At 70.3% G+C, this 826-nt stretch carries 1 pseudogene; it reads left to right on the forward strand.

The features are described 5' to 3' along the window. Positions 1-10 precede the first annotated feature (10 nt). Positions 11-826: pseudogene (locus ACFWI9_RS34220) on the forward strand (hypothetical protein); the annotation flags it as partial.

Raw genomic sequence — 826 nt, forward strand, 5'->3', positions numbered from 1 at the left:
CAAGGACATCGTGCTGCCGACCAACGTGTCAGCCCATCACGTACCGTGCACAGATCACCCGGGATTCGCCGGGCACGAGGTGGAAGCGCTGGAAAACTACCTGCAAAAGGCGCCCTCGGCGCTTCCGCGCACGCCGCTGCTCGCGCCGGCCTTCTCCAACCCCCTGTTCGTGAAGCTGTACTGCGAGAGCCTGGAGGCGCTGCCGGAGAAGCAGCGGGGCATCGCCGCGCGCACCCAGCACCGCAGCGCGGTCATCGACAGCTTCCTTCAGCGCAGGGCCCACCAGATCCATCTGGCGCTGCACCTGGATGCAGGTGAGCGGGTGGTACAGCGCGCGGTGAAGGAACTGGCCCGGCAGATGGGCAAGGCGGGCCGGGAGGTCTTGCCCCAGCAGCAGGTGCGGGAGATCGTCGCGCCGTTCGCCGCGCACCTGACCCAATGGCCGGACACCCTGCTCGGGCAGATGGTGGCGCACGGCGTGCTGGCCAGCGAGCGCTTCCACACGGTCGGCGGGCGGCCAGAGGCGGGGTACGGGTTCGGATACCAGGCGTTCAGCGACGACCGCATCGTCGACGCGATGCTCTCCGAGCACGCCGCCGAGGTCGCGGCCGCCGCCTCAAGCGGCATGCTGGCTCCCGGGTCAGAGCTGCGGGCCTGGCTGGAGGTGGCTTCCCCGAACCTGGTGGAGGCGGCCACCGTGCTGCTGGCCGAGCGCACCGGCCGCGAGCTGATCGACCTGCTCGGCGCCGGCCAGGACACCGACGGCCCCGACGACCCCAACGACCACGGTGGGCGCAGCAGGTTCGTCCTGTACGTGAGCCTGGTA

Source organism: Streptomyces sp. NPDC127084 (assembly GCF_042724175.1).
Classification (GTDB): Bacteria; Actinomycetota; Actinomycetes; order Streptomycetales; family Streptomycetaceae; genus Streptomyces.